The organism is Hyphobacterium sp. (assembly GCF_965229905.1).
Lineage (GTDB): Bacteria > Pseudomonadota > Alphaproteobacteria > Caulobacterales > Maricaulaceae > Hyphobacterium.
This window is the reverse complement of sequence record NZ_OZ245930.1, coordinates 1,219,413-1,240,447: the sequence shown is the minus strand read 5'-3', so window position 1 is coordinate 1,240,447 and position 21,035 is coordinate 1,219,413. Positions and strand designations below refer to the sequence as shown.

At 63.1% G+C, this 21,035-nt stretch carries 25 protein-coding genes; 13 read left to right on the top strand and 12 right to left on the bottom strand.

Annotation, left to right across the window (positions count from 1 at the left end; translation table 11 throughout):
* Nucleotides 1-154 precede the first annotated feature (154 nt).
* Nucleotides 155-700 carry a GNAT family N-acetyltransferase gene (locus ACO08C_RS06245; protein WP_421788421.1) on the top strand — a complete coding sequence of 182 codons (546 nt, stop codon included), beginning with the start codon at nt 155-157 and terminating at the stop codon, nt 698-700.
* Here ACO08C_RS06245 and ACO08C_RS06240 read toward each other — a convergent pair.
* The 4 genes from ACO08C_RS06240 to ACO08C_RS06225 all read right to left on the bottom strand — a co-directional run bounded on the left by ACO08C_RS06240 (nt 697) and on the right by ACO08C_RS06225 (nt 3,301).
* Complete coding sequence (locus ACO08C_RS06240; RefSeq protein ID WP_421788420.1) at nt 697-999, bottom strand: winged helix-turn-helix domain-containing protein; 303 nt, start codon at nt 997-999, stop codon at nt 697-699. The two genes, ACO08C_RS06245 and ACO08C_RS06240, sit on opposite strands and share 4 nt — an antisense overlap.
* The gene (locus ACO08C_RS06235; RefSeq protein WP_421788419.1) at nt 992-1,612 is read right to left on the bottom strand and encodes a hypothetical protein; all 621 of its coding nucleotides are present in this window, start codon (nt 1,610-1,612) and stop codon (nt 992-994) included. The genes ACO08C_RS06240 and ACO08C_RS06235 overlap by 8 nt, the downstream gene beginning before the upstream one ends.
* A gap of 94 nt (nt 1,613-1,706) precedes the next feature.
* Nucleotides 1,707-2,642, bottom strand: coding sequence for a tyrosine recombinase XerC (locus ACO08C_RS06230; protein WP_421788418.1), 936 nt, complete (start codon nt 2,640-2,642; stop codon nt 1,707-1,709).
* Nucleotides 2,624-3,301, bottom strand: a complete 678-nt coding sequence (locus ACO08C_RS06225; protein WP_421788417.1) for a DUF484 family protein — start codon at nt 3,299-3,301, stop codon at nt 2,624-2,626. Before ACO08C_RS06225 ends, ACO08C_RS06230 begins: the two co-directional genes overlap by 19 nt.
* Before the next feature lie 136 nt (nt 3,302-3,437).
* On the opposite strand from ACO08C_RS06225, the gene ACO08C_RS06220 reads away from it, so the two are divergent.
* From ACO08C_RS06220 to ACO08C_RS06210, 3 genes are read left to right on the top strand one after another with little or no spacing between them, the layout of a single operon-like run.
* The gene (locus ACO08C_RS06220) at nt 3,438-3,722 is read left to right on the top strand and encodes a type II toxin-antitoxin system RelE/ParE family toxin (RefSeq protein WP_421788416.1); all 285 of its coding nucleotides are present in this window, start codon (nt 3,438-3,440) and stop codon (nt 3,720-3,722) included.
* Between the two features lie 21 nt (nt 3,723-3,743).
* Nucleotides 3,744-4,049 carry a HigA family addiction module antitoxin gene (locus ACO08C_RS06215; protein ID WP_421788415.1) on the top strand — a complete coding sequence of 102 codons (306 nt, stop codon included), beginning with the start codon at nt 3,744-3,746 and terminating at the stop codon, nt 4,047-4,049.
* 47 nt (nt 4,050-4,096) lie between these two features.
* The gene (locus ACO08C_RS06210) at nt 4,097-6,232 is read left to right on the top strand and encodes a primosomal protein N' (protein WP_421788659.1); all 2,136 of its coding nucleotides are present in this window, start codon (nt 4,097-4,099) and stop codon (nt 6,230-6,232) included.
* Here ACO08C_RS06210 and solA read toward each other — a convergent pair.
* Nucleotides 6,217-7,317, bottom strand: coding sequence for an N-methyl-L-tryptophan oxidase (gene solA, locus ACO08C_RS06205; RefSeq protein ID WP_421788414.1), 1,101 nt, complete (start codon nt 7,315-7,317; stop codon nt 6,217-6,219). The genes ACO08C_RS06210 and solA overlap by 16 nt on opposite strands.
* A 233-nt stretch (nt 7,318-7,550) precedes the next feature.
* On the opposite strand from solA, the gene ACO08C_RS06200 reads away from it, so the two are divergent.
* From ACO08C_RS06200 to ACO08C_RS06170, 7 genes are all read left to right on the top strand, one after another.
* The gene (locus tag ACO08C_RS06200) at nt 7,551-8,108 is read left to right on the top strand and encodes a F0F1 ATP synthase subunit delta (RefSeq protein WP_421788413.1); all 558 of its coding nucleotides are present in this window, start codon (nt 7,551-7,553) and stop codon (nt 8,106-8,108) included.
* Nucleotides 8,109-8,116: 8 nt separating this feature from the next.
* Nucleotides 8,117-9,646 carry a F0F1 ATP synthase subunit alpha gene (gene atpA / locus ACO08C_RS06195; protein WP_421788412.1) on the top strand — a complete coding sequence of 510 codons (1,530 nt, stop codon included), beginning with the start codon at nt 8,117-8,119 and terminating at the stop codon, nt 9,644-9,646.
* Between the two features lie 23 nt (nt 9,647-9,669).
* Nucleotides 9,670-10,557: a F0F1 ATP synthase subunit gamma gene (locus ACO08C_RS06190; protein WP_421788411.1), complete on the top strand. Its 888-nt coding sequence runs from the start codon at nt 9,670-9,672 to the stop codon at nt 10,555-10,557.
* A gap of 26 nt (nt 10,558-10,583) precedes the next feature.
* Nucleotides 10,584-12,017 (top strand): F0F1 ATP synthase subunit beta, encoded by a 1,434-nt coding sequence (gene atpD / locus ACO08C_RS06185; RefSeq protein WP_421788410.1) that lies wholly within the window; start codon nt 10,584-10,586, stop codon nt 12,015-12,017.
* A gap of 236 nt (nt 12,018-12,253) precedes the next feature.
* Nucleotides 12,254-13,021: a hypothetical protein gene (locus ACO08C_RS06180; RefSeq protein ID WP_421788409.1), complete on the top strand. Its 768-nt coding sequence runs from the start codon at nt 12,254-12,256 to the stop codon at nt 13,019-13,021.
* 66 nt (nt 13,022-13,087) lie between these two features.
* The gene (locus tag ACO08C_RS06175; RefSeq protein ID WP_421788408.1) at nt 13,088-13,489 is read left to right on the top strand and encodes a F0F1 ATP synthase subunit epsilon; all 402 of its coding nucleotides are present in this window, start codon (nt 13,088-13,090) and stop codon (nt 13,487-13,489) included.
* Nucleotides 13,486-13,749 carry a CBU_0592 family membrane protein gene (locus tag ACO08C_RS06170; protein WP_421788658.1) on the top strand — a complete coding sequence of 88 codons (264 nt, stop codon included), beginning with the start codon at nt 13,486-13,488 and terminating at the stop codon, nt 13,747-13,749. Before ACO08C_RS06175 ends, ACO08C_RS06170 begins: the two co-directional genes overlap by 4 nt.
* A gap of 64 nt (nt 13,750-13,813) precedes the next feature.
* Here ACO08C_RS06170 and ACO08C_RS06165 read toward each other — a convergent pair whose 3' ends face one another.
* Nucleotides 13,814-14,719 (bottom strand): LysR substrate-binding domain-containing protein, encoded by a 906-nt coding sequence (locus tag ACO08C_RS06165; RefSeq protein WP_421788407.1) that lies wholly within the window; start codon nt 14,717-14,719, stop codon nt 13,814-13,816.
* A gap of 134 nt (nt 14,720-14,853) precedes the next feature.
* Between ACO08C_RS06165 and ACO08C_RS06160 the strand changes: the two genes are divergently transcribed.
* Both ACO08C_RS06160 and ACO08C_RS06155 read left to right on the top strand, forming a co-directional pair.
* Entirely contained in the window at nt 14,854-15,330 is a 477-nt protein-coding gene (locus ACO08C_RS06160; RefSeq protein ID WP_421788406.1) for a YybH family protein, read from the top strand.
* A 9-nt stretch (nt 15,331-15,339) separates the two neighbouring features.
* Entirely contained in the window at nt 15,340-15,738 is a 399-nt protein-coding gene (locus ACO08C_RS06155) for a DoxX family protein (RefSeq protein WP_421788405.1), read from the top strand.
* Between the two features lie 54 nt (nt 15,739-15,792).
* On the opposite strand, the gene ACO08C_RS06150 is transcribed toward ACO08C_RS06155, so the two are convergent.
* From ACO08C_RS06150 to rsfS, 6 genes are all read right to left on the bottom strand, one after another.
* Nucleotides 15,793-16,299, bottom strand: coding sequence for an RNA pyrophosphohydrolase (locus ACO08C_RS06150; protein WP_421788404.1), 507 nt, complete (start codon nt 16,297-16,299; stop codon nt 15,793-15,795).
* Complete coding sequence (locus ACO08C_RS06145) at nt 16,299-17,486, bottom strand: divergent polysaccharide deacetylase family protein (protein ID WP_421788403.1); 1,188 nt, start codon at nt 17,484-17,486, stop codon at nt 16,299-16,301. The genes ACO08C_RS06150 and ACO08C_RS06145 overlap by 1 nt, the downstream gene beginning before the upstream one ends.
* A gap of 118 nt (nt 17,487-17,604) precedes the next feature.
* Nucleotides 17,605-18,894, bottom strand: a complete 1,290-nt coding sequence (locus ACO08C_RS06140) for a S41 family peptidase (RefSeq protein ID WP_421788402.1) — start codon at nt 18,892-18,894, stop codon at nt 17,605-17,607.
* A 30-nt stretch (nt 18,895-18,924) separates the two neighbouring features.
* Nucleotides 18,925-20,139 carry a murein hydrolase activator EnvC family protein gene (locus ACO08C_RS06135; RefSeq protein WP_421788401.1) on the bottom strand — a complete coding sequence of 405 codons (1,215 nt, stop codon included), beginning with the start codon at nt 20,137-20,139 and terminating at the stop codon, nt 18,925-18,927.
* 5 nt (nt 20,140-20,144) lie between these two features.
* Nucleotides 20,145-20,615 carry a 23S rRNA (pseudouridine(1915)-N(3))-methyltransferase RlmH gene (gene rlmH, locus ACO08C_RS06130; protein WP_421788400.1) on the bottom strand — a complete coding sequence of 157 codons (471 nt, stop codon included), beginning with the start codon at nt 20,613-20,615 and terminating at the stop codon, nt 20,145-20,147.
* Nucleotides 20,616-20,621: 6 nt separating this feature from the next.
* A complete protein-coding gene (gene rsfS, locus ACO08C_RS06125) occupies nt 20,622-20,996 on the bottom strand; it encodes a ribosome silencing factor (RefSeq protein WP_421788657.1) in 375 nt (124 codons plus the stop codon).
* Nucleotides 20,997-21,035 lie beyond the last annotated feature (39 nt).

Sequence of the window (21,035 nt, the reverse complement as noted above, 5' to 3'; positions counted from 1 at the left end):
GCTGACGAAAAAGTCAGACGCAGAATCAGAAACTTGTGCTATGATGTTTCGCATCAGATCGGCGTTGGCGGCGCATTTGATCTGTGATCGGACAATTGGATTTGGACCACTTCTTATGTCAGCGGGACATGGGATTCGCGCAGGATTCGAGGCCATGCTGCAGGTCAGTTCAGACAGGTTGAAATTGGTCGCGCTGGATGCGCGCCTGACGGGTCTGCACGCCCGCGCGCCAGCGGCTTTTTTCGAAGCGCTGAATGTCCAGTCCGAAGCCAGCTGGCCGCCGGAAATGCTCGATCCGGCCGCCGTTGAACGTGCGGAAACGGCGCTCCGAGAACGCCCCCGCGAGACCGGCTGGTATTTCTGGGCCTTTATTTGGCCGGGCGCGGCCGGCGGGATGGACCGGCTGGTCGGGGGCGGCGGATTCAATGGCCCGCCGGATGCGCAGGGCCGGGTCGAGATCGCCTACTCCATGCTGGTGTCGTTCCGCGAGCAGGGGCTGGCGACCGAAGCGGTCAGCCTGCTCGTCGATTGGGCGTTCTCGACGGGTCAGGTCCGCGAGGTCGTCGCCGAGACCCTGCCGCATCTGATCGCCTCGCAGCGCGTTCTGGAGAAAGCCGGCTTCGTCGAGACCGGCATGCGCGAGGAGGACGGCGTCCGCATCCTGCGCTTTGCCTTGACGCGCGAGAAAGCCGCAGCCTAACCGCCGGTCAACCGGCGTAATTCATCCAGATAGGCGATCCAGGCCTTCCGGCCCTTGCCCGTCAGTTTCAATGTGGTTCGCGGCCGGCGCCCGACAAAGCTTTTGTCGACATCGACATAACCGGCCTCTTCCAGCTTTCGCATGTGAACCGAGAGATTGCCGTCCGAAGCCTCGGTCCGGGCTTTGACCTCGGTAAAGCTGGCTTCCGAAACCGCGGACAGATAGGCCATGATGGCAAGACGGAGCTTGCCATGAATGACCTCGTCGAGCGCGGCGGCGTTGAAAGCGTCTTCACTCATCGTCAGCGCCCGGCTCCCGGCTCATCTGCCGGAACCCCGGCAAGACGGCCGCAAAGACGATGATGGCGGCTACCAGCAGATAGAGTTCAGGCCGGCCGTAGAAGGCGGGCGACAGGGCGGCGCCGGCAATCGAAATCCAGGCCGGTCCGTAGAGCCACTTTTCCGGCGACAGTGCGGCGGTGACCGAAAACGCAATCGCATAGCCGAACAAGGCGATTGTCAGGATCGAATCGAAGAGCACCGGCGAGGCGTCAAGCGCGCTGACGGAAAACACGACACCGGCCACATAGAGGCCGATTCCGATACCGACCGACCGCCAGGTCGTGCGATTGACCCGGTTGCCGATCGATCCACTCCCCGGCTTGCGCATCAGCCCGCGGCAGAAAATGGCGGTCAGTAAAAGGCCTGTCACGCCGTAAACGAGCCAGACCGCGCCGACATAGGGCGTCGCAACAGGTACGGCCTGCGCCATGATCGCCCAATGCGCGATACAGGCGATCACGGCCAGACCGCCCCAGATGACGAGGAAGCGGCCGCCGATCAAGGGCGCCTGTTCGCCCGATTCCGCCATGCGGCGCAGATAATCGAGATCCGATGGTTGTGCTTGGCTCATTGGTCCCTCCAACAACTTTGTAAAGCAAAGTATAGAAGGGCTAGGAAACCGCAAGGGGAAAGATCGCATCCAAGTCCCGCGTGCCGGATCGCCGTTAGCGACGCCTTGCGCGCGGATGGGCGGCGGCGTGGACTGCGGCCAGCTGATCGCCTTCGACGGCGGCATAGATCTGGGTCGAGGACAGGCTGGCATGGCCGAGTAATTCCTGGATCGTGCGCAGATCGCCCCCGCCCGCCAGCAGATGCGTTGCGAAACTGTGGCGCAAGGCGTGCGGCGTTGTGCTGGCGGACAATCCCAGCCGCCCGCGTAGCTCGGCTGCCAGCGCCTGCACCGCGCGAGACCCCAGCGCGCTGCCACGCACGGCGCGAAAGGCCGGTCCGTCGGGCGCGAGATCGAACGGGCAAAGTGCGGCATAGCGGGTCATCGCTTCGCGCACGGCGGGCAGCACCGGTACCAGCCGGGTTTTCTGGCCTTTACCGGTCACGCGCAGCATGTCGCCAAGCGGCAGGTCTCTTCCCTCAAGCGACAACGCCTCGCTGATCCGCAATCCGCAGCCATAGAGCAGTAACAGCACCGCCGCATCGCGGGCTGCGATCCAGGCCGGTTTGCCGCGCGCCTCCGTCTCGGCGATCAGCTGGCGCGCCGCATCCGCACTGACCGGCCGTGGCAGGCTGCGCGGTACTTTCGGTGTTTCAACGAGACCCAGCGCGCTGCCGTCGACGCCCCATCGGCGGTCGGCATAAGCGTAAAAGCTGCGCAGCGCGGACAGATAGCGTGCAAGCGACCGGGCGGACGCTCCGTCGCGGCGCCGGTCGGCCAGCCAGGCACGGATATCGGCCGCCTTCAGCTGGCCAAGGCCAGACACCGTCAGACGCGTGCCGCAATGGCTGAACTGGAAGTCGAGAAAGCCCTCGACATCGCGGCCATAGCTTTCCAGCGTGTTGGTGCTGTAGCGCTTCTCGCCGGCCAGATGATCGAGCCAGGCCGACAGCGCGAAGTCGGCAGGCGCGCCTAGTCCGTCGTCAGCCATAGAGAAAGCCGTTGTTCCACGGCGCGGGCGACGAAATTGAGGATTTCGGTGCCTTGTCCGGTATGGAAAATGTCCGGCTCCCGTGCCGCAAGGGCCAGCAGGCCCGTTTGGCCGCCTATTTCCAGGCGGCACAGCGCATGGCTGCCCATCTCCGCGCCATAGAGCGTCCGCGCGGTCCGGGACGGGCACAGCCCGGTGAAATCATTGTCGTCGCCCAATAGCTCGTTCGTCAGGCCGCCGGCGCAAGCGTGAATGGCTTCGGACACAATCATCGGCGTTGCGCCTTCCAGATACAGGCGCACGCAATCGACGCCGAGGGCCGCCGGCGCTTCCCAGGCCAGCGTGTAATCCAGCTCGTCCATGTCTGCACAATTTATCAGCGACAGGACAAATCCTTGGGCGCGGGCCATCAGGGCCAGGTTTTCGCGCGCCGCATGGGCGATCGCCTTCTCCCGCTGCTTCAGCTGGCGCACCTCGCCCAGAAGCCGGTCGCGGACCACGCGGCCGAGATCGGCGACACCCTCCGGCGCACCGGCAAGGTGCGACAGCAATTCGGTATCGCCGCGAACCCAGTCCGGGTTTTCAATCAGCATTTGGCGCAGCATGGCGCGATCCATCGCTGCGGGCGCGGAGCCCGGCTCTTCAAAAACATCCGTCAATGTCCCACCATCCGTTTTCGGATTGATATTGGAGACCGGGATAACAGAAACGCCTTGGTGTTCCGTAAACGTGAGACCAATTGCTGACAGCAAAGTGTTCTGATATACATATTCCGGCAAACAGAACACAGGGGTCATGATCGTCAGCTGGCATGACAAGACGGCGAAAGTGTTTTTCGAGACCGGCCGGATCGGCAAGCGGGCCGGGTGGAAAAAGGCGGCGCGGGTCGTGGCGCGAAAACTCGACATGCTGAACGCCGCTCATCGCCTGGACGATCTTGTTGCACCACCAGGCAATCGGCTGGAGGCGCTATCCGGGGATCGCGCCGGACAGCATTCTATTCGGATCAATGACCAGTGGCGCATCTGTTTCGTCTGGCGAAACGGGGCGCATGGCGTGCAAATCGTCGATTATCACTGAGCGGCAACCGAGGAAGCGGAAATGAGAATCACAACACATCCGGGCGAAGTGCTGCGAGAGGAATTCATGGCGCCGCATGGCGTGTCGATCAACAAGCTCGCGGGGGATCTCGATATCCCGGTTTCGCGCGTCTCGGACATTGTTAATGCACGCCGCGCGGTAACCGCGGACACGGCGCTCAGATTGGCCACTTACTTCAAAACGTCGCCCGAATTCTGGCTAAATCTGCAATCCGCATTTGAGCTTTCAAAGTTGCAGGCGGACAAGGGCAAGCAGATTGTCGCTTCGATCCGCGAACCCGCGCGCCCCTTTACCACCGAGACCTGACCTTCGTGCCACCCATCCTCAAAACCAAGGCTTCGATCCTGTTTCCGATGCCGCTGCCAGAACCGTTCGACTACACGGTCCCCGATGGCATGGATTTGCGGGTGGGCGATCATGTTCGTGCGCCGATCGGCCCGCGCATCGCACGCGGCGTTGTCTGGGCGCTGTCGGCCGATGACGGCACGCGTAATCTGAAAGCCGTCGACAGCGTCTATGACGCGCCGCCCCTGTCGCCGGCGATGATCGAATTCGTCGACTGGTCGGCGAAATATCTTGTCCAGCTGCCCGGCATCATGTTGCGCAATGTGTTGCGCAGCGAGGATTCGCTTCATCCCTCGCCCACGGAAATATTGTTCGAGGCGACCGGGGAGGAACCGGCCCGTCTCACTGAAGCGCGCCAGAAGGTGATGGACGTCATCGCCGGCCACGGCCCCGACAGCGCTGCCGAGATCGCCCGCCTTGCGGGCGTCACGCCGGGCGTGGTCACCGGGCTTGTGAAGGCCGCCGGGCTGCGCCGCATTGAGCGGCCGGCCGATCCGCCTTTTGCCGCGCCTGATCCTGACCGGCCGGGCGTTGACCTGGTCCCGCAACAAGCGCAAGCGGCCGATCAGCTCAAGCGCATGCTCGATGCCGGCGGCTTTCAGGCGGCATTGCTGGACGGCGTCACCGGGTCCGGCAAAACCGAGGTCTATTTCGAGGCCATCGCGCATGCATTGCGCAGCGACCCCGATGCACAGATCCTCGTCCTGCTGCCGGAGATCGCCCTGACCCAGGCCGTCACCGCGCGTTTCATCGAGCGCTTCGGGGCGGAGCCCGCGGTCTGGCATTCCGATCAGGGCCACAAGGAACGCCGGCGCATCTGGCGTGAAGTGAACGAGAACCGCGCCCGCATCGTCATCGGCGCGCGCTCGGCACTCTTCCTGCCTTTCCAGAATTTGCGCCTCATCGTCGTCGACGAGGAACATGACGCGACCTACAAGCAGGGTGATGGCTTGCATTATCAGGCGCGCGATCTGGCCGTGGTGCGGGCCCGCGCGTCAAAAGCCGCCATTGTGCTGGCGTCGGCCACCCCCTCGATAGAGACGCTGGCGAACGCGCGGGCCGGCCGCTACGCCTACATTCAGCTGCCCGACCGGATCGGCCAGGCTGTGCTACCCGAGATCGCCACCATCGATCTGCGCCAGAATCGCCCGGCACGCGGCCTGTGGCTGTCCGATCCGCTGGTCGAGGCGATGGCCGACACGCTGCGGCGCGGTGAACAGGTGTTGCTCTATCTCAACCGCCGCGGCTATGCGCCGCTGGTCTTGTGCCGCGACTGCGGGCACCGGATGAAATCGCCCGATGTCGACGCCTATCTCACTGAGCACCGCTATACCGGCCAGCTGATTTGCCATCTCACCGGTTTTTCCATGCCGCGCCCGGAGAAATGCCCGGAATGCGGCGCGGTGGATTCCCTGACCAGTGTCGGTCCTGGAGTCGAACGCGTGGCCGAGGAAGCCCGTACACGATTCCCCGACGCCAATGTCGAAATCCTGTCTTCCGATACCGCCCATTCCGCCGAGAAACTATTAGCCCTCATCGGCCGCATGGAGCGCGGCGAGATCGACATTCTCGTCGGCACCCAGATCGCCGCGAAGGGCCACAACTTTCCGAATCTCACCCTGATCGGCGTGGTCGATGCCGATCTGGGCCTTGCCGGGGGCGACCCTCGCGCCGGCGAACGCACCTACCAAACCCTGGTCCAGGTCGCAGGCCGCGCCGGACGTGCGGAGCGTCCGGGCCGCGCCCTTCTGCAGACCCATGACCCGGATCACGAAGCTATCGCGGCGCTCGTCGCCGGCGATCGCGACCGCTTCATGCAAGCCGAGACCATGGCCCGCGAAGTGCTCGGATTGCCGCCTTATGGCCGTCTGGCCGCGATCATCCTCGCCGCGAAGGATGGTCATCAGGTCGACGAGGTGGCGAAAGCCTGGGCGAAACGAGCGCCCGACGCCGACGGCGTCACGATCTGGGGTCCGGCCGAACCGCGCTATGGCATGGTCCGCGGCTGGCATCGCCGCCGCTTCCTGGTCCGCGCCGAACGCGATGTCGATGTCTCGGCCTATGTTGCCGCATGGAAAAGCCGCATGAAGCCGGTCGCTTCGGTGCGCGTCACGATCGACATCGAGCCCTACAGCTTCGTCTGACGCGCCAGGCTGAAGGGCGAAAGATAAACGCGCGGAGCCTCGCCGAGCGCCAACGCCACGGCGGCTTCACCGATCGCCGGCGCGAACTTGTAGCCATGCCCGGAACAGGCGGAGACCAGCACCCGCCCATCCTCCGCCGTGTCGAGGATGAAACGGTGATCCGCCGTATTGGTGAAACGGCAGACCTCGAACGCATCCGGCGGCGGACAATCCTGCAATACCTCGCCCAGCGCATCGGCCAGCAGCGCCCGGTCGGCCGCGTCAACCGGCAGTGTTTCGCGGTAGTCCGGTCCACGCTGTTTGCGGTGATGATAGACGCCCAGCTTCCAGCGTCCGCCCGGCCCGTTGGGCAGGGCGTAAATGCGCCGGCCGTCGGCAAGCACCCGCTGGAAGGGCGGCATGTCATCCGGTCCGTCAAACAGGCCGACGACCTGACGCTCCACGGTCAGGGCGCGATCGAGATCACCATCGAATTCGCCTACCCAGGGCCCCGCGGCAAGGATCACATGATCGGCGTCATAATTGCCGTCCGCAGCGTGTATCCGGAAGCCGCCATTGGTGCGGTCGATCCTCTTTACCGGGCAATCCCAATAGAGGTCGGCGCCGCCTGCCTCCGCCAACCGCGCCATGGCGGCATTGGCCGCATCGCTCAAGAGGTACCCGCTACCGGGCGCGAAAATCGCCATCACATCGTCAGGGACGGCCAGGGCCGGATAGCGCCGGCGGAGCGATGCTGCATCGAGCACGTCATAGGCCTGGCCGGACGTCTCGGCACTCGACAGCGCCTCGGCCATGAAGGCGCTGCCGGCGATCCCGGCATCCATCCCGCCGGTCTTCACGAAAAGCCGTTCGCCGGCGTCCGCCTCCAGCGCGGCCCATAAATCATAGGCGCGGTCGAGCAACGCATTATACAGCGCGCCCTCGGAATAGATCCGCCGGATCATGCGGCTTTCGCCATGACTGGAGCCGCGCTCGTGGCCGGCGGAGAAGCGGTCGAAACCGATCACCGAAGCACCCGCCCGCACGGCCGCCCACGCGCTCGCGAGTCCCATCGCGCCGAGTCCGATGATTCCGATCTCCGCCACGCCTGTCCTCCCGGCAGCAGTCTGCGACGATCCGCCTACCGATCAAGCCCGGGAGTCCTGCCGCAACCGGGTTGCCGCCCCCATGCCCCTGTGCTAAGCGGGCGCCCGACTGGAGAAGCGCGTGTCCTCCCGGCGCAAGACTTCTCCAATTTTCGCAATGTTCTCAAGTGTTTGGTGGTTGATCTCATCGACTCGCCAGCACATTCGGCAAAGGCAGGCGACAGAACGATCCGATGAGTGGCGATACCGCGACAATCACCGGCGCAGCCGGACGTTATGCCAGCGCCCTTTTCGAGCTGGCGTCGGACGCGAAAAAGGCCGACAAGGTCGAAGCCGACATGGCCGATTTGGCCAGTCTGCTGGCCGAAAATGACGAGTTGTCAGCGGCGCTCTCGAGCCCCCTGGTCGAAGCCGACGCCAAGCACGGCATTGTCGCCGCACTTGCGGAAAAGGCCGGTTTTGACGCGCTGACCGCGAACGCGCTGAAAGTCGCCGCCGACAATGGCCGCGCCGGCGAGCTGGGCAGCATGGCTGCTGCTTACGCCCGGCTGGCAGCGGATGCCCGCGGCGTCGCGTCAGCCGACGTGACCGCAGCCGTGAAGCTCTCGGCAAAAGACATTGACGCTCTGAAGGCGTCCTTGAAGCGCGCCCTCGGGCGCGAGGTTGACGTCCGGACCCATGAGGACCCGGATATTCTCGGCGGACTGATCGTGCAGGTCGGTTCGCGCATGTATGATTCCTCCCTTCGGACGCAGCTCGAAGGACTCCGGACAGCGATGAAAGAGGCTTGAGTAGCGCCATGGACATCCGTGCCGCGGAAATTTCCGCAATCCTGAAAGACCAGATCAAGAATTACGGCGCCGAGGCGAAAGTCTCCGACGTTGGCCAGGTGCTGTCCGTCGGTGACGGTATCGCCCGCGTCTACGGACTCGACGAAGTGAAGGCCGGCGAGCTCGTCGAATTTCCGGGCGGCGTCAAGGGCATGGCCCTGAACCTCGAGCGCGACAATGTCGGTTGCGTGATCTTCGGCGATGACCGCGGCCTCAAAGAAGGCGACACCGTCAAGCGCCTGGGTGCGATCGTGGATACTGGCGTCGGCAAGGGCTATCTCGGCCGCGTCGTCAACGCGCTCGGCGAGCCGATCGACGGCAAGGGTCCGATCGACGCCACCGAGCGCCGCCGCGTCGACGTCAAGGCACCCGGCATTATCCCGCGGAAATCCGTGCACGAGCCGATGGCCACCGGCATCAAGTCGATCGACGGCATGATCCCGATCGGCCGTGGCCAGCGTGAGCTGATCATCGGCGACCGCCAGACCGGCAAGACCGCCATCGCGATTGATACCATCCTGAACCAGAAATCGGTCAACGACACTGACGATGAGAGCCAGAAGCTCTACTGCGTCTATGTCGCCGTCGGCCAGAAGCGCTCCACCGTCGCCCAGATCGTGAAGACGCTCGAGGAAAACGGTGCGATGGAATATACCACCGTCGTCGCGGCCACGGCCTCCGATCCGGCGCCGATGCAGTTCCTGGCACCGTTCACCGCCTGCGCCATCGGCGAATATTTCCGCGACAACGGCATGCACGCCCTCATCGTTTATGATGACCTGTCCAAGCAGGCGGTGGCTTACCGCCAGATGTCGCTGCTGCTCCGCCGCCCGCCGGGCCGTGAAGCCTATCCGGGTGACGTCTTCTACCTGCACTCCCGCCTGCTGGAGCGTGCGGCCAAGATGAATGACGACCAGGGCGCCGGTTCGCTGACCGCCCTGCCGGTCATCGAAACCCAGGCCAATGACGTGTCGGCCTACATCCCGACCAATGTGATCTCGATCACCGACGGCCAGATCTTCCTGGAAACCGACCTCTTCTATCAGGGCATCCGCCCTGCCGTGAACGTCGGCCTGTCCGTGTCGCGGGTCGGCTCCGCGGCCCAGACCAAGGCGATGAAGCAGGTCGCCGGCAAGATGAAGGGTGAACTCGCCCAGTACCGCGAAATGGCGGCCTTCGCGCAGTTTGGCTCCGATCTCGACGCTGCGACCCAGCGCCTGTTGAACCGCGGTCAGCGCCTGACCGAGCTCCTCAAGCAGCCGCAATTCTCGCCGCTGACGATGGAAGAGCAGGTCTGCGTGATCTTCGCCGGTACTCGCGGTTATCTGGACCGTGTTCCGGTCGCCGATGTGCGCCAGTACGAGGAAGAGCTTCTGCGTCACCTGCACGCCGATCATGCCGATCTTCTCGAGACCATCCGCACCGAGAAGAAGCTGACCGACGACAGCGAAGGCAAGCTCGCCTCCGTCGTGGAAGCCTTCACCAAGAACTTCGCGTAAGGGGCGGGGCTAAGGAGAGCCGCATGGCTTCACTCAAGGACCTTCGCAACCGGATCTCGAGCGTGAAATCCACGCAGAAGATCACCAAGGCGATGCAGATGGTGGCCGCTGCAAAACTGCGCAAGGCGCAGGACGCAGCCGAGGCCGCCGGTCCCTATGCCGAACGCATGGCGTCGGTGATGGCCAACCTGTCGACCTCGATGAAAGAGTCGCCGGGCGCCTCGCCGCTGCTCGTCGGCACGGGCAAGGACGACGTTCACCTGCTGGTCGTGATGACGGCGGACCGCGGCCTGTGCGGCGGTTTCAACACCAATATCGTGCGCAAGGCACGCGAGCGCATCACCGCGCTGCAAGGCAAGGGCAAGACCGTCAAGCTGATCACCATCGGCAAGAAGGGCGCCGACCAGCTCAAGCGCCTCTATGGCGACCTGATCGTCAAGCGCTTCGACCTCGCCGGCGGCAAGAATGTCGGCAAGGGCGCAGCATCGGAATTCGGAGCGATCATCCGCGAGATGTTCGAGGCCGGCGAGTTTGATGTCTGCGAACTGATTTCTTCGGAATTCGTGTCCGTGATCTCCCAGAAGCCGCGCGCCCAAACGCTGATCCCCGCGGTTGATGCGATTGACGAAAGCGTCGAGCGCCCCGATCTCGGCGGCGCTGTCTATGAATACGAGCCCGACGAGGAGGAAATCCTCAACGTGCTCCTGCCGCGTTATGTCGACACCATCATCCTCTCCGCGCTGCTGGAAAACGCCGCCGGCGAGATGGGCGCCCGCATGGCCGCGATGGACAATGCCACGCGCAATGCCGGCGAACTGATCGACAAACTGAACCTTGTTTATAACCGCACACGCCAGGCCAAAATCACGACGGAGCTGACAGAGATCATCTCCGGCGCCGAGGCCTTGTAAGTTACGTCCTGGAAGGAAAAATCGAGATGGCACAGCTCAAAGGACGCGTTGCTCAGATCACGGGCGCTGTTGTCGACGTCGAGTTCGACGCCGGCCTGCCGGACATCCTGAACGCTCTCGAAACCATGAATGGTGACCAGAAACTGGTTCTGGAAGTCGCCCAGCACCTCGGTGAAAACGCGGTGCGCACTATCGCCATGGACGCAACAGAAGGCCTGCAGCGCGGTGCCGCAGTCACCGACACCGGCTCGCCGATCACCGTTCCGGTCGGCCCCGGCGTGCTTGGCCGCATTCTGAACGTCACCGGTGAGGCGATCGACGAGGCTGGCGATGTTCAGTACGAACAGCGCGCCCCGATCCACCGTCCGGCGCCCTCCTTCGAGGAGCAGGCGACGGAAGCCGAAATCCTGCCCACCGGCATCAAGGTCATCGATCTGCTCTGCCCGTATGCGAAAGGCGGCAAGATCGGCCTGTTCGGCGGTGCCGGCGTGGGCAAGACGGTTCTGATCCAGGAGCTGATCAACAACATCGCCAAGCTGTTCGGCGGTTACTCGGTCTTCGCCGGCGTCGGTGAGCGCACCCGCGAAGGTAACGATTTGTACTGGGAAATGATCGAATCCGGCGTCAACAAGGACCCGGCCAAGGGCTCTACCGAAGGCTCGCGCTGCGCCCTCGTCTTCGGCCAGATGAACGAGCCGCCGGGTGCCCGCGCCCGCGTCGCCCTGTCCGGTCTCGCCCAGGCCGAATATTTCCGCGACGAGGAAGGCAAGGACGTGCTGTTCTTCGTCGACAACATCTTCCGCTTCACCCAGGCCGGTTCGGAAGTGTCCGCCCTCTTGGGCCGGATCCCGTCTGCCGTGGGTTACCAGCCGACACTGGCCACCGACATGGGTGCGCTGCAGGAGCGGATCACCTCGACCAAGAAGGGTTCGATCACCTCGGTGCAGGCCGTTTACGTTCCGGCCGACGATTTGACCGACCCGGCTCCGGCAACCACCTTCGCCCACTTGGATGCCACCACGGTTCTGAACCGGGCGATCTCGGAAAAGGGTATCTACCCGGCCGTGGACCCGCTCGACTCGACCTCGCGGATCCTCGACCCGCGCGTCGTCGGCGAGGATCACTACGAGACGGCCCGCCGCGTGCAGGAAATCCTGCAGCGCTACAAGGCCCTGCAGGACATCATCGCCATCCTGGGCATGGACGAGCTGTCGGAGGAAGACAAGCTGATCGTGGCCCGCGCCCGGAAGGTGGAACGTTTCCTGTCGCAGCCTTTCGATGTCGCCGAAGTTTTCACCGGCTTTCCGGGCATCCAGGTCCCGGTGGCCGACACCGTGAAAGGCTTCAAGGCCATCGTCGACGGCGAGTACGACCATTTGCCGGAACCGGCCTTCTACATGGTCGGCACCATCGAGGATGCCGTGAAGAAAGCCGAAGCGCTGGCTGCGGAAGCGGCGTAAGCCTCGCGCTCATCCGAATTGGAAAGGCCGGTCTTTGCGACCGGCCTTTTTCGTTTTCCACCTCCTCTTCGTCTTCGTCCGGCTTGACCGGACGATCTCGTCTTAGAGACCCTCCGATCAAGTCGGAGGGAGACGCAATCTTTTGTTTCTCGTGTTTTATTATGAACAATCGAAAGCCGCTGCCTTCCCTTTTCCCAACGCCCTCGCCAAACTCCCCGGCAGACAAGGGGAAACACATGAAGCTGATCATCGCGCTCGCCGGCCTCTTCCTCTTGGCCGCCTCACCACCGCCACCGCCGCCGGAGGAGCCCGAGATCGCGCAGGGCGAGTTCGATGGATTTGCCGGCCGGGATATCTGGCGGGCCTGGCAACGCGCGACCTATGACGCAGCGGCGAACCACGCCCGGGAAATCTATAGCGCCTACAATCTGGACCGGCCCGGCGCCGAGATTGAATCGGAAGGGCCGCGTGTCGAACGCTTGGCGCCCTATTACTGGACCGAAACAATCCGATTCGCCTTCAACCGCGTTTGCGACGGCGCCTCCTGCGGCTGGCGCTACCACAGGGTCGATATCGACGGCAGGCCGGACGCCTTTGATACGATTGCCGAGGCGCTATTCGATGGCGACGCTGCCGCTGCCTATCTAAGCGCGGCCGGCATAGAGCCCGGCATGGCGGTTCCGGCCGAACACCGGGCTTTCGGGCGAAACGATGATCTCAATCTGGCTGTCGCGGACCGGATCACCCTGACCATTGCCTCCGAGAATGAGTGCGCCGCGGTCGCCGATTGGCAAGCCCGCTTCGCGGCCGAACGCACCGCAAGCGCAGAAAGCCCGCCACCGCCGCCCCTGCCGGTCAATATTTTCATTCAGATCGACATGCCGGGGACCGCAATGGGATCGAAGGAGGACTGGGTGCGCTTGGAAGGCCATCGCGACCGCGCCCTCATGAACCTCGCCTCGGCACTTGCTCCACCGTTGGACAACTGTGACGGCGCCGAGTGACATCCGCCCTCCACAAGCGTGAAAAGGCCTGCTAAAAGCCGCCGCGAAACACGAGGATTCCCTGCCATGGCTGACAAGCTTCACTTCGATCTCGTCTCTCCCGAGCGCCGCCTGTTCCAGGGCGAGGTGGACATGGTTGTTGTGCCCGGTGAAGAGGGCGATTTCGGTGTCCTGCCAGGCCATGCGCCGGTCATGAGCGCCATCCGCTCCGGTGCGATCTCGGTGCATGACGGCGATGCGGTCACCCGCACCTTTATCCATGGCGGGTTTGCCGAGGTGACGCCGGAAGGCCTCACCGTTCTGGCCGAGGAAGCCATCGATCTTACAACGGTCGATGCCGCCCAGACCGCCAAGGAACTGGCGGAAGCGCGTGAAGATATAGGTCTGGCGCGTGACGATCACGAACGCCATGCTGCCGAAGCCCGTGTTGCCAAGCTGGAAGCGCTGACCGAAGCGCTGAACAGCTGATCACGCTTACCGACATCATCGGATTTGCCGGCGTTGCCTGCGTTCTGTTCGCCTATTTCTGGCAGCAGACAAAAGGGGTGCGCGACGATGACTGGCGCCACCCCGTCATAAATGGCATTGGCGCCGTCCTTCTGCTCATCTCGTTGATCTACAAACCGAATCCCGCGTCCATTGCGATCGAATTTGCCTGGTTCGGGATCAGTGTGGTCGGTCTGGTGCGGGCCTTGCGCAATCGTCAGCGCGCAAAACGCGCAGCCTGACCGTCACGGCAAACATCCGTGTCATTAACCGGGTATCGGGGCCTCCGAATCCGTCGGCGTGATCTTAAGCTGGCAGATCGGGAAACAGGGCTTTTGCGCGTTGCGCGACAAAGGATTTAAAGAGCCGGACAGGGCGCGGCGCATAGCGATTGCCAAGATGCGCCATCGACAAGTCGAGCGGTTCAAAAGTCCAGTCCGGCATAACCTCGACCAGCTGGCCGGACCGCATGATTTCCGGCAGCACAATCGGCGGCAGGTCGCCTATTCCATTGCCGGCCAGCATGGCGCTGACGAGTCCGGCATAGTCATTCATCGAGAGATGCGGGGCGAATACAATCTCGCGCCGCTCCGAGCCGTTATGGAATGTCCAGCTGCGTTCGGACGTCCAGAATGAAAAGGCCAGGAGACGGTGTGTCCGCAAATCGTCGGGATGATCCGGTGCGCCGAACTCCGCAATATAGCCGGGCGAAGCGACAAGCTGGTGACGATAATGCAGGATTGTTCGCGTGACGAGCGACGAGTCCGCCTGACGCCCGACCCGGAAAGCGATATCAACGCCTTCCGCGATATGATCGACGATGCGGTCGGTGACCACGATCTGGATTTGAACGTCCGGATAGTCCGACTGGAATTCGGTTATCAGCGGCGCGAGCAGGCTGTCGGCAATATTCGGCGGAGCGGACAGGCGCAAAGCGCCGCGAACCTCGGTCAGCTGGTTTGAGATCAGCAGATCGACGGCCTCTTGGACTTCGGCGCCTCGTCTGGCCTGACTGTAGACTTCCGCTCCGACATCCGTCAGCCGGAGTTTTCGCGTCGAGCGCTCCAGCAGCCGCACGCCCAACGTCTTCTCAAGATCGGCGATCTTCCGGCTGACGGTCGAAACCGGCATCGAAATGTGCCGCGACGCTGCCGAAAAACTCCCAAGATCCACAACCTTGGCAAAGATGAGCAGGGCGTCCAGCACACTCATGACTATCCCATAAATGAGAAACAAAGTGCATAAATATACCCCTAATACAAAAAATGAAATGACCATAACTCATTGATCGTAAGATAGCGCCCGGTTGCGGCATCCAAAAGCGTCGTCAATTGGGATCGGAAATCATGACCAAATACGGAGTTATATTCGCGGCAGTGCTGGTCACGACCGCTGCCTGTTCAGCTCAGACACCGGAAAATGGAGAGACCGCAATGCAAACGGTCGAAATCACGCTGACCGCCTATGAAGTCGCCCTGAATGCGTCGGACGTGGATACGATTGTCGCGCTTTATGCCGACGATGGCGTTTTCATGCCGCAGCATTTCCCCGCAGCGGTCGGTCGCGACAATATTCGTGCGGCCTATGGCAATGTGTTCAACACGATCTCGCTAAACATCGAATTCGAGATCGACGAAGTCGAGCAGCTTTCGGACAACTGGGCTATTGCGCGCACCCGATCGGCCGGTGAGGTGATTGTGCATGCGACCGGCGAATCCGGTCCCGAGGCTAATCAGGAACTATTTCTGCTCCGTCGCGACGATGACGCCGGATGGCAGATCGCACGCTACATCTTCACCACGCTCAATCCGCCACAGCCCTAGGGTTTCACGATGTTGAATCCGCGTTTGCGACATATCGATCTTCCTGCCCGAGCGTTTCTGGCAGCCCTCTTCATCTTGTCGGGAACAGCCAAGATCGGCGCAACCGAGGCCACTGCCGGCTACATGGAGGCATTCGGAGTGCCGGCATTTCTGCTTTGGCCAACGATTATCTTCGAGATTGGAGCGGGAATCGGTGTGCTGATCGGCATTGGTACGCGCTATCTCGCCGTGCTGCTCGCAGGTTTCTGCCTTCTGACCGCATTGATTTTCCACGCCGCTTTTGACGATCAAATTCAGCGGGTCATGTTCCTCAAAAATCTGGCGATGGCAGGTGGATTTCTTCTGCTCGCCAGAGAAAGTGCGCCGGCCTTCAGCATTGACCGGCTGATGGCGGCGCGAGAAAGTTGATCCCGCGAGCGCGGGCCGTGTTCGGTAAACGCACTCTTAGCGGGGGCTTAATGACTAGCGTCCGGAATTCGACGAGCTGGCAAAACGCGCAAATTCCTGCGCCACCTCGTCGTAGACGCCGCGCTTCCAGTGGATGATCAGTGGTGGAACATTTTCCAGCCGCTCCCAGCGCCACTCGGCGAATTCTTGCGGCGGCACCGCCGTCAGATCGAAATCGGCGTCGCGTCCGGTGTACCGGAAGGCGAACCAGCGCTGCTTCTGGCCCTTCCACCTGTACCGCTTCTGATCCGGCCGGGCCGGAAGGCCGGCCGGAAAGTCATAAGCCAACCAGCGATCAATGCTGCCCAGGAGTACGAGATCATCGCTTCGCGCACCGGTTTCCTCGTATGCCTCGCGGCGGGCCGCGCTTTCGGCATCTTCGCCGTCATCCATGCCGCCTTGTGGAAACTGCCAGACATGGTCGCCCTCGACATCGGCGCGCCGGCCGATCCAGACGAGTGCGTCCATATTGAACATCACCACGCCGGCATTGGGCCGGTGATGAGGATAGGGATCATCCATTAGTGGGCGTTGGCGGCGTGCTGTACTGGTCCGCCCCGCTCTGCCTGCTGCCGGGCCATCACCGCGGAGGGCGGCGCGAGTGCGTAACCGCGCGCTTCGAGCCCTTCCGCCCAGCGCGCGATCTGATCGACCGTCGAACGATAGGCAAAACCGGCACCGATGGAGGCACCGTTCTGAAGCGCGAGCGCTTCCAGCGTTAGCAACCGATCGTCAACCGCAGAAGGTGAGGGGTCTTCATCGAGCACGCGATCGGCGATACCCCAGCGTGCACCGGCCCCATCGGCCGCAGCCTCGATCGTCGAGCGGCGCCCCGTCCCATCATGCAGAAAAGACACGCCGCGCTCCTCGAGCGCAGCCATGACGTGCTCCAGCGCCGGTTCCGACGTCGAAAACCGCGCGCCGAGATAGTTCGTCATCGCAAAATACCCGGACGCCTGACTCATCAACCAGTAAAGACGGCGGGCATTCTCCGTCGGCGGCGCATCGGCCAGCAGCGTGTGCGGGCCGGGATCATTATTCGGATAATCGAAAGGTTCCATCGGCACTTCGATCAGCACCTCGTGCCCGGCCGCCCGGGCCCGGTCGACCCAGCTCTGCAGATCGCGCGAATAGGGGGCGAAACTCAACGCGACCTCGGGTGGTAAGTCCTCGATCGCAGATTCGGTCACCGCGCGGTTGAGGCCCATGCCCCCGATCACGATCGCAATCATCGGCGTGTTAGGATCGCCGTGCCAGGGCCGCGCATAAGCCTGGTCGGGCCGCGTGCCATCCGGCCCGATCGCCGGGAGGGGACCGGATGGTCCCGGCGTGGTGAGACCGGCGATGGGCGCCGCCACCAGCGCATCGGGATCCAGCTGACCGGCATGCACGGCCTCGGCCTGGGCCGGATCTGACCCTTCGGCCGCAGCGGGCGCTTCAAAAGTCTCCGCAACGCCCGCCAGCGAGGGCTCGATGTCGGCATCTGTCTGGCTGAACTCCACCGGGCGGCGCACTTCAGCCGTGATGATCTCTTGTGCGGGCGCGACCGGCGCTGGTCCCAGCGCCTGGCGTGCAACCGGCGGCCGCCCATCCGGATCCCCCAGCACGGCAATCAGAACGGCGCCGATACCGAATAAAAGGGCGGCTCCCAGCCCGGCAAAAGCCGGGCCTTTGAACGCTGAAGCGGCGCTATAGGTCGTGCTGCTCATCTCCGCAAAATCCGTCGCAATCGGGCAGGCAAGCCGAATCACACCGGCTTGACCTCACACCGATTGCTGCCCCGGATGCGGGTAAGAAAGGGTTAAGGCGTATCCCCGCGGGGCCGCCTTATTGCAGCGCCGCCTGCTCGCTTTCCGCCAGACCAGCCAGCACTTGCAGCGCGCGTTCGAGCTGGAAGTCGCCTTCATGGTCTTCCGGCGGCATTTCGACTGCGGCCAGGTTTTCGTCCTCGCGTGCGCTTCCGGTGTCGTTTTCCAGAGCGCCGTCGAGCGAGGCTTCACTGTAGCGCTCTTCATCGTCCTCAATGATGCGATGCGACACCATCCAGTCCGGCACGATGCCCGTGTTCTGGATCGAGCGTCCCGACGGTGTGTAATAACGCCCGGTCGTCAACCGCAGCGCACCGTCGCGGCCACCCCGCAAGGGAATGATGGTTTGCACCGAGCCCTTGCCGAAGCTGGTCATGCCGACCAGCGTCGCCCTTTGGCGATCCTGCAGGGCACCGGCCACAATCTCGGACGCACTCGCGGAACCCTCATTGATCAGAATCACAATCGGCGTGCCTTCGAGCATGTCACCCGGGCGGGCATTATAGCGCTGGTTTTCGCCGGGATTGCGATAGCGTGTGGTGACGATTTCACCGCCATCCAGGAAGGTGTCGGTGACACCAATGGCCTGGTCGAGCAAGCCGCCCGGATTGTATCGCAGATCCACAACGACACCTGGAACGCGGCCGTCGAAGGCTTCGCGCATCTCCGCAATGGCTTCATGAAGCGTTTCGGTCGTGTGCTCGTTGAAACCGGCAATCCGCAAATAGCCGAATCCCTCTTCTTCGCGCCAAGCGACCGTGCGCAGCGGAATCGTCTCACGCACGAGATTGAGATCGAACTCTTCCTCGCCTTCGCGCGTGACGGTGATGGTCACCGGAGCGCCGACGGGACCGCGCATCAGCTCGACCGCTTCATCTGTGCTGAAGCCGATGATCGACTCTCCATCGACCGCGATAATCTGGTCGCCAGGGCGAATGCCGGCGCGGCCGGCGGGTGTGTCTTCATACGGCGAAACGACTGTGATCAGGTCATCCCGCGTCGTGATCTCCATGCCGAGTCCACCATATTCGCCGCGTGTCGAAACCTGCATGTCCTGGAAATTGTCGGGAGAAAGATAGCTGGAGTGCGGATCGAGGCTTTCGAGCATGCCTTCGATTGCGGCTTCGATCAGCGCGGCATCGTCGATATCGGTGACATAATCTGCCTCAACACGGGACAGCACATCGCCGAACAGTTCGAGATGGCGATAGGTGTCCTCGCGGCTGCTTTGAAAGCCTTCTGCGGAGACGGCGAGAGCGCCCGCACCCAGCACGAAAGCAATGGCAGCAGCTATAAAATTCAAACGCATGGCCTAAAGAGTCCTTTTCTCTCGCCCCGCTTATCCGGACTGCGTTCCGCTCCGCAGCCAAGGCTGTGGATCGATCGCGGTCTCTTCCCGACGGATCTCCAGATACAAATCCGGTGCCGTTTCACCCACCGACGGCATTTCGCCGACCGGCTCACCGGCCAGAACCGACTGTCCGGCCTCGGCATAGATCACGCCCAAGCCAGCCAAGACTATATAGTAGTCGTCCCCGACGCCCAGGATCAATAGTCCGTTATATGTATTAAAAGATCCGGCGTATTCGACCCTGGCGTCAAACGGCGCGACGACCTGACCACCGGCTCGGGTCCGGATACGGATGCCTTCGATCGCATCGCCATTCTCGTCGGTCTGGCCAAAGCGCAGCGCGACGGGCCCTTCAACGGGCGCACGCAAGCGCCCCCTGGCGTCGGCAAAACGCAGGGTTTCGATCGGCGCCATAGCGGCACGCGCGGCAACCAGCCCGTCTTCCGGGCGCAGTACCGGGTCGGGCAGGGCATCGGGGCGGATCAGCCGCCGCGGATTAAAGCGTGGTGAAATTTCCGTCATGCCGCGCAGCGTTTCCAGAAGCTGGCGCAAGGTCTGGGCTTGGGCGCCCGCCGTGGCGGCCACATCCGCAAACCTTTCAGCCTCGCCGCGGCGCTGCGCTTCCAGAAGCCGGCGCTCCGCGATCAAGGCCCGGATCTCGGCCTGGCTAGCGGCCAGGCGGTTTTCGGTGGTTGTCAGCGAGGCGCGCTCGCTTTCCAGCGATTGCCGTACGGACCGCAGGGAGTCGAGTTCCCGTGACAAGGCGTCCGCCCGAGCCTGCAGATCCGGTGTGATCGCTGCCAGGAGACTGGCCGCGCGGGCCGCTTCTTCTGCATCTCCGGGAGCTGCTGCCAGCGCCGGTGGTGTGCCCCGTTCGATCCGCTGCAATGCGGCCAGCACGTCGATCAGCGCTTCACGATCCACCATCAGTCGCGCCAGAATCGCCGCTTCCCGATCCGCAAGGGCTTCAATCCGGCCCGCAATCTCCAGCGCCGATTGTTCGTTGGCCGAAACCCGCCCCGCTGCCGCCACGAGGCGCGATTGCAATTCGACGATTTCCGTGGCGAGCGCATCTGCTTCGCGAGCGGCAGTCTCGGCATTCGTCCGCGCAGTTTCCGCTTCCCGCTCCAACTGCTCCACCTCGCCAGCATCAGGCGGCGTCGACGCCGACTGCAGGGCAAGGAAAAGGGCGGCAAACCACATGGGTATCAGTCCCGGTGATAGGGCGCGCCCGACAGGATCGAGACGGCCCGGTAAAGCTGTTCCGCTAGCATCGCGCGGACCAGCATGTGTGGCCAGACGGTTTTACCGAAGGACAAAACCAGGTGCGGCTGGCCGAATGCCTTGCGGTCAAGCCCGTCAGCGCCGCCTATAACAAAGGCCGCATCGCGAAAACCGTCATCGCGCCAGCCGGCCAGAATGGCGGCAAATTCGCGTGCTGTCGGAGATTTGCCGCGCTCATCGAGCAGGCACAGCGCGGCGCCGCTTGGAATCTGCGCGGCCAGTGCGGCCGATTCCGCCGTCTTGTCCGAATGAGACCGTGCATCGACCTCACATTCCGTCAGCGGTCCCAGACCGATCCCGCTGCCACTCGAACGGATGCGGTCGGCATAGCGGTCGACCAGCTCGCGCTCGGGACCGGATTTCAACCGCCCGGCCGCGATGATTGTCAGGCGCATTTGGACTTATCGGTCCGCGCCCTGCGGCGGCTCAACCGACCACATGCGTTCGAGGTTGTAGAAGCTGCGCACTTCCGGCCGGAAAATGTGCAACACCACATCGCCGGCATCGATCAAAACCCAGTCGGCGGTTTCGAGCCCCTCGGCCCTTGCTTTCCCGGCGCCGGACTCTTTGAGCTTGCGCAATACATGATCGGCGATTGCGCCGACATGGCGGTGCGAGCGGCCGGACGCAATCATCATAAAATCGGTGACCGAGGACTTTCCACGCAGATCGATCGAGAGAATGTCTTCCGCCTTGTCATCCTCCAACACCCCCATGATCAGGGCTTCGAGGTCTTCTCCGGCATGTTTGTCGTCGGGCGGTAGAACCGGGGCGATGTCGGCGGCCTTCGCCGACCGTTCGGATTGCGTGTTCAG